The 6,811-nt window shown below is 57.4% G+C and carries 7 protein-coding genes; 3 read left to right on the forward strand and 4 right to left on the reverse strand.

The genetic code is table 11. The annotated features are described in order from the left end of the window. Positions 1-402 precede the first annotated feature (402 nt). Positions 403-1,803: a short-chain fatty acid transporter gene (locus AC221Y_RS17955; RefSeq protein ID WP_486707922.1), complete on the reverse strand. Its 1,401-nt coding sequence runs from the start codon at positions 1,801-1,803 to the stop codon at positions 403-405. A 401-nt stretch (positions 1,804-2,204) separates the two neighbouring features. After that, positions 2,205-2,351, reverse strand: a complete 147-nt coding sequence (locus AC221Y_RS17960; protein ID WP_486707923.1) for a hypothetical protein — start codon at positions 2,349-2,351, stop codon at positions 2,205-2,207. 213 nt (positions 2,352-2,564) lie between these two features. Here AC221Y_RS17960 and AC221Y_RS17965 point away from each other — a divergent pair, with 213 nt between their 5' ends. Both AC221Y_RS17965 and AC221Y_RS17970 read left to right on the forward strand, forming a co-directional pair. Next, a complete protein-coding gene (locus AC221Y_RS17965) occupies positions 2,565-3,593 on the forward strand; it encodes a hypothetical protein (RefSeq protein ID WP_486707924.1) in 1,029 nt (342 codons plus the stop codon). Next, entirely contained in the window at positions 3,590-4,531 is a 942-nt protein-coding gene (locus tag AC221Y_RS17970; RefSeq protein ID WP_486707925.1) for an isoaspartyl peptidase/L-asparaginase family protein, read from the forward strand. The genes AC221Y_RS17965 and AC221Y_RS17970 overlap by 4 nt, the downstream gene beginning before the upstream one ends. A gap of 81 nt (positions 4,532-4,612) precedes the next feature. Here AC221Y_RS17970 and AC221Y_RS17975 read toward each other — a convergent pair whose 3' ends face one another. Together AC221Y_RS17975 and AC221Y_RS17980 are read right to left on the reverse strand one after the other, a co-directional pair. Next, positions 4,613-4,897, reverse strand: a complete 285-nt coding sequence (locus AC221Y_RS17975) for a hypothetical protein (RefSeq protein ID WP_486707926.1) — start codon at positions 4,895-4,897, stop codon at positions 4,613-4,615. A 159-nt stretch (positions 4,898-5,056) separates the two neighbouring features. After that, on the reverse strand, positions 5,057-5,209 hold the full coding sequence (locus tag AC221Y_RS17980; RefSeq protein WP_486707927.1) for a hypothetical protein: 153 nt from the start codon (positions 5,207-5,209) through the stop codon (positions 5,057-5,059). A gap of 120 nt (positions 5,210-5,329) precedes the next feature. Here AC221Y_RS17980 and AC221Y_RS17985 point away from each other — a divergent pair, with 120 nt between their 5' ends. Further along, positions 5,330-6,790 (forward strand): metal-dependent hydrolase family protein, encoded by a 1,461-nt coding sequence (locus AC221Y_RS17985; RefSeq protein WP_486707928.1) that lies wholly within the window; start codon positions 5,330-5,332, stop codon positions 6,788-6,790. The last annotated feature ends 21 nt before the right edge of the window (positions 6,791-6,811 follow it).

Below are 6,811 nucleotides of genomic sequence, written 5' to 3' on the forward strand. Positions count from 1 at the left end.
GCGGCGAGATTCCCCCAAAAAGCAGCGAGAGCAGCGACTGATCCCCGCAGAAAGTCTCGGCATCTCAACGCATCGGACGTCCTCTCCCTAACGTAGCGAGCAGGGAGAATTCAGTTCATAGCCGGGAGACGAACACAGCGGACAAGGTTTTCGGTCCACACACGAGGCGGTGCCTGCCGCATGGCGATGCTTAACTGATGGCGGAGAAGCAAATTCTCGGTCTCAAGCCGGCTCCGCGACTTGAGCAGGTCGGCGACGAACATTCCGAGCGCGTGCAGGATCGCAAACATCGCTCTCAAGGATGCGATGATTCTGCCTTACAATGCGAATCCAGGCCGGATGGAATTTTCGGAGAGGACAGGCCCAAGGATGCGCGAACGCGCCTCTGCCGGTACTGCATGGTCATAGTAGTAGCAAACCCGCCGCGAACAGCAAGCCGGACCACAGGAAAGCGATAACTGTGTAACCCATAATGTCGCGGACGCCCAGCCCGACAATTGCCAGCACAGGAATGGTCCAGAACGGTTGGATCATGTTGGTCCACTGGTCACCGATGGCCACGCCCATCGCAACGCGCGGAAGATCGGCGCCCAATTCCTTCGTCGCCTCGATCATCACCGGCCCCTGAACCGCCCATTGTCCACCGCCAGAGGGGACGAACAGATTGATCAGGCCACCACTGATCATGCTCCAGAATGGCAGCGTCTGTGCAGTCGAAATCGATACGAACCAGCCGGCCATGACCTTGGCGAGCCCGGTGTCCAGCATCATGCCCATGATGCCGGCATAGAACGGGTATTGCAGGAGGATGGGACCCAGTGTCCGACCGCCATGAGTGACGAGTTCCACGTAGTGCATCGGCGAGCGCGCCAGCAGGATGCCTAAAACCAGAAAAACGAAGTTGATGATGTTCAGATTGAGACTGCCGCCGCGCGTGATGAAATGAAAGTAGATGTAGACTAGGCCGGCCGCGCCGATCAGCAAATTCAGTATGCGGGCATTCTCGAGGATTTGCGCAGGCGTGCGTTTTGTCCCGGACTGTTGCGTATCTTCACCGTTGTCTTCGTCGTCGGTTTCAGTGCCCCCCGGCATCGGAACGCAGTTCGCGTCGGCGGGCCGGAGCAGCATCATGACGAACGGCAGGGTCACGGCGACTGAGATCATGATCATGAAGTTCCAGTATGTGAACAGCGTCTCGGATACCGGAACGATGCCGATCTGTTCGACGAGAAAATGTCCCTCCGTGGCGATCGCCAGTCCCGTGGAGCTCGACAATCCCTGGTGCCAAACAACGAAACCTGCATAGCCGGCGGCTACGAGCAGCGGGAAATGCACGGGGATGTTGCGGCTTCTGCAGACACTCGCCGTCTCGCGCGCGATGATTGCACCGACGATGAGGCCGATGCCCCAGGAAATTAGCGAGCCAATGATCGCTGTTATACAAACGATCACGTAAGCTTTCGAGGGGGAGGATGCCAATTTGGCGATGCCGTTGAGTAGACGATGCACCGCGGGAGTGTGGGCCAGTGCATAGCCCGTGATCAGAGTCATCGCGATCTGTGTCGTGAATGCGATCAGGTTCCAGAAACCGTTTCCCCACGCATCGATGGTGTCACCGGCGGATGCCTCGGTCAGGAAAATGCAGATCACGAATGTCAGTATGGTCAGGATTGTCGCGAAGATGAATGCATTTGGCATCCACCGCTGCATCAGCGCGACAAACGGCGCGGACAGGCCGCGCATGACTTTATTCAAAAAAGAAGTGTTACCCGGCTGTTTCACAGCTCCATTGTCTGTTATCACGCACCCAAGCTCCTAGTCTGGCATTGTCAGAGTAAATTGGCTTGAGCCTCTTGGCGAGGTTTCTTAGCCTCCGGCGATGCGCAATCCCTTCCGCTATTTCAACAGCTCGCCCGAGGTGATCCGCCTCACGGTGATGACCGCCGCCGCGACGTTAGGAAAGGGGCCAGACGCCTTGGGACGGATCTAGACAGCTAGCAACGCAATTATCTGGACGCCGATCTGGTGCGCGACGAGGCTCAATGGAGAAGGCGACAGGTTCTGATGGAAAGCTATCCGGCAAGTTGGTGCCAGTTGATAGCGAGATTCCCGCCACAGTTCATCGGCGGACATCGGGCGCGCGGATCTTTAGAACCTCGCGTCCGCGAGCAATCTGGGCTGTTCTTCCTGTACCGCGGCCCGCGCTACTCCGCAGGTGCTGTCTGAGGACGCGGCCCTCCAATACGGGCTGGTAGCAGCCACGCGATCAGCACGAATGTAACAGCGATGGTGATGCCGAGCCATTCGCCAGCGACCGTGTCGAACAGCGCGGGGCAATCGGTGCCACTCACGGGTGCGAGCGTGCCCTTGCGTCAGGCGACCGCCGATCGTAGTCCGGAATGAGCAGCTTTCTGTCTTTCATGGCCGCGGCGGACCATATCTCAAAACATTTTTATTGACAGGGATATCTAGTTTACGGCACACGTCCGAGCGCTTCCACTCACGGCCTGTGTTGCCCGTTTTAGAAGGCGACTCTTAAACTCATATTCTAGGGCCGCGTCACTATGACCGCCATTCGACCGGGCTTTATTCTGCCGAGCGCTGCATTGACTGTCAGCTCGAAACAGATTCGACATTACGCCGACCTTGATCGTCCCCCAAGAGTTGGAGACCTAATTTACGGGCGGGTCATTACTCTTGGCCAACACAATACGCTCGAAAACAAAGAAGGGCGCATACACATGCTTACCGACCGCACGCGCGCGGTCTACGTGTATGGCAATCGCTACGCCCCCGATGCTTTCGAAGGCGTCATCCCTCACCGCAAAACGACTGAAGTAGACTTGCTCGCAAGGTCGGGCGTGATCGGCGCAATGCGCGATAAGAACTCCGCCATAAAGGACCCAACGCGCATAAAAGTTCTGGGCTATGTAATTGATGACAACGGGGCGCCGTTGAACACGAGAGACTTTCCCAAGGCGTTACCCCGCACGCCATTGAACAAGAACAAAAAACGCGCCCGCATGATATTACACGTCGGCACGAGTATGAACGCCGGAAAGAGCACGTCCGCAATCGCATGTTGCTGGGCGTTGTCCGCAATGGGACACGAAGTGCGAGGGAGTAAGATCACCGGTACGGCCAGCTTGAAAGATATCTTGCACATGCAAGACAGTGGCGCGGAACATATCTCAGACTTCTCCTACCTTGGCTTCCCTTCCACATACATGCTGAGCGAAGGGGAATTGACGTACATCTTTGAAAGTCTGGATGCGCGCTTCGCCGCTAATCCCAACCGGTATTGGGTCGTGGAGCTTGCCGACGGCATACTCCAACGCGAAACCGCCATGCTGCTAAAAAACGAGTATGTTCGCTCACGGATTCACCGGCTTGTTTTCTCAGCTGTCGACGCTTTTGGCGCGATCGGGGGCATTAGCGTTTTAAAGGAAGAGTTTGGGCTTACGCCCGACGCAATTTCTGGTCGATGCACATCATCACCGCTCATCATTCGCGAATTGTCCACACGCACAAATATCCCTGTCGTGAATAATGTCCTCCGCGACCTAAAACAGCTAAGCGAAATACTCCTGTGACGGGTATCGTCCTGGCTGTGCATGGGGGCGCCGGACGTCTGGCGCGCACCAACCGCGGGCACCCAAAACGCCTCGTTTACGAGAACGGATTAAAGGAAGCTCTTCAAGCGGGTTACGCTGTCCTGCGCAAAGCCGGCTCGTCGTTAAACGCCGTCACCAAAGCGGTCTCTGTTCTAGAAGACATAGAGGTGTTTAACGCTGGCTTAGGCGCAGCGCTATGCGCAGATGGAAGCGTCGAACTCAGCGCATCCATTATGAGCGGAAAAGACCTCTCCGTAGGAGCGATGGTAGGATTAAGCCGGGCGAAGAATCCCATATGCGCGGCAAGGACGATCATGGGGCATGCACACGGTCTCTTATTCGGACACCATGCCGACGCCTATGCGGAGGCAAAAGGGCTAGACATGGTGCAACCGGATTATTTTTTTACCCGCGAACGTCTACGACAATGGGAAAAGTACAAAGCTTCGAAAAAGATTGCGCTTGATCATGATGAGGATAGCGCGCACGGAACTGTCGGCGCTGTCGCCCTTGATCGCAGAGGAAATCTGGCTGCTGCGACATCAACCGGAGGCCTCGTCAATCAACTGCCTGGTCGCGTTGGCGATACACCCGTCATTGGAGCTGGCACTTGGGCGCAAAACGGTGTCTGCGCCATAAGCGCGACGGGCAAAGGAGACGCCTTTGCAAGGGTCGCATTTGCGCGTCGGGTTGCGGACTTGATTGAGATCGGCCACATGGCCCCACTAGAGGCGGCCCACGAAGCGCTGAGCGCCGTCAATCGCGTGTCCGGCGAAGGCGGGTGCATCATTTTAGACGCCTCCGGACAATGCTTTATGCCGTTCAACAGCAAACATATGCTTCGCGGACTCATTCGTGAGGACGGCGTTCCTCATGTGGCCATCACAATTGGCGACTTTGATCATTCATCCGAATAAAAGTTTGGCCTCGGTGTAGAAAGTTCCCGATGAACCGATCGCAGTGACAAAAAGATCAATCGAATTTAATGGGTCCGGAGCCTAGTTCGGCAGCCCGTGCTTCAAGTCGTCCAAGGACATAACAGGCACAATTTCAATGGCCGCATCGAGGGCAGCTATCAGCGACTCATTTAGCTGGGCCAACTGCGCCTGATCGGTCTCCTCAAAAAAGACGTAACCGCCTCGTTCGCCGTTAATCATTGTAAAGTAAGCAGCCTCCGCATCTGTCGCCTCGACGAGGCTTTCGATGGCATGCTCCAGGCGCCCTTCCTTGGCGGCAGTGTTGCCGCGCTCAACCGGAATCGTGAATCTCATCATCAATAGCATTAGGAAAAGCTCTTCCGTCGTCCTTCGCGCCTCGGCTGGCAGATGACACATGCATCCGCTCCATGCGATTACGGAGATCGGCCCACTTGCCGAGGCAGCCTGCTAGAGAATTGGGGCGTCTGCCGAAGCCGACGCCCCTCCGTTGCATTCGTAACTCGACTAGTATTCCTCGCCAGCGTGTCCTGTCTCGGACTCGAGTACCGGGTCGTACTCGTCGGGGGGCCCGTCCATCATTTCGTCGTCGGCCGGCAGTTCCTCCATCATCCCGTCATCGGCCGGAGCCTCGTCCATCATCCCTTCGGCATCCATCATTTCGTCTTCAGCCTGCGCTAGGGCGTGTACTCATAAATAGGCATCAGTTGAACCGTCGCGGGGAATGTCTGCCTTACTCCCAATAGCGGACGTGTGGCGAGCCCGCTCAAGAAGTCCGCTATGTGCCAAAAGCAGACATCAGGTGCTTCCGGTTCCGTCAATTTTCCATTACAACGCAGCGCCGAAAGTAAGGTTCTCAGGGAGAAAATCATGCTCTGTGTTCGGGCCCTTGTCGCCACCTTCTTTGCCGCCTGCCTACTTGCGTTGATGATTTATCCAGTCCCGGTATCTGCCGCCGAGGATAAGCCCCAGCCTCAAGTTCTGTTCACCAACGTGAATGTCTTCGACGGCAAGAGCGACAAGCTCGCCGAAGGGATGAGCGTGCTAGTCGAAGGTAACCTCATTAAGAAGATCGCCAAGGGCGACACTGAGGTCCGCGACGATGCAAAGGTGATCGATGGCGGCGGGCGCACGCTGATGCCCGGACTCATGGACGCGCATGTACATCTTGCCCTGGTGCGGCGGCCGGGCGAGATCCTGAACGACTACGACTGGATGTATGTCGGCGCGCTTTCCAACGAGCAGGCTGAGGAGATGCTCATGCGCGGCTTCACCACCGTACGCGACATTGGCGGCCCGACCGTGGGCCTGCACCGGGCCATCGAGGAAGGTTATGTCGTCGGTCCGCGCCTCTTCTCCTCCGGTCCCTACATCACCCAGACCTCGGGCCACGGCGACTTCCGCAATTACAACGACCTCCACCCTGGCATCTACGGCCAGTATTCGCTGATGGAGATGCAAGGCTGGCTCATCATGGCGGATGGCGCCCCGGAGGTGACCCGGGCGGTCCGCGAAGCGCTGCGCTACGGCGCCAAGCAGATCAAGATGATGGCCGGCGGCGGCGTGTCCTCACCCTACGATCCGCTGCACACCGTTCAGGGCGGCCCCGAGGAATTCAGCGCTGCCGTCAAGGCTGCGGAGCAATGGGGCACCTATGTCGCGGTTCACGCATACACCGACGAGGCCGTGCGGCAGGCGGTCGAAGCCGGCGTCATGTGCATCGAACATGGGCCATTCCTGACCGAGGATACGATGAAGCTGATGGCCGAGAAGGGCGTGTTCCTCGCCCCGACCGCACGCATCTCCCTGACCTCGCCCGAAGATGTTGGGCTCGACCCCAACAGCGGCACCGCAGCCAAGCTGCGACAGGTCAACGAGGGTGCGGCCAACCAGCTCAAATGGGCCAAGGAATACGGTGTCACCCTAGTGTTCTCGACCGACCAGTTCGGCGCACCTGAAAATTTCAAGGAGCAGAGCAACGAGTTCCTGACGCTCGCCGAAGTGTTCGAACCGGTCGAAGTCCTGAGAATGGCGACGAGCAACGTCGCGGCGCTCTTGGATTTGAGCGGCGAGTTGCACCCGTACCGCGAGGGGACGCTCGGCGTGATCGAGGATGGCGCCTATGCCGACATCATCCTGGTCGAGGGTGATCCGACTCGGGACGTGACGATCCTTTCAGACTACGAGAACAAGATCGACCTGATCATGAAGGACGGCAAGATCTACAAGAACACGCTCTGATGTCCGCTTTGGGTCATTAGC

Source organism: Boseongicola sp., from assembly GCF_057460485.1.

Coding starts and splice junctions, on each gene's coding strand:
- AC221Y_RS17975 (WP_486707926.1), bottom strand. CDS start 4,897: ATGCTATTGATGATGAGATTCACGATTCCGGTTGAGCGCGGCAACACT.
- AC221Y_RS17985 (WP_486707928.1), top strand. CDS start 5,330: ATGTGCCAAAAGCAGACATCAGGTGCTTCCGGTTCCGTCAATTTTCCA.
- AC221Y_RS17980 (WP_486707927.1), bottom strand. CDS start 5,209: ATGATGGATGCCGAAGGGATGATGGACGAGGCTCCGGCCGATGACGGG.
- AC221Y_RS17965 (WP_486707924.1), top strand. CDS start 2,565: ATGACCGCCATTCGACCGGGCTTTATTCTGCCGAGCGCTGCATTGACT.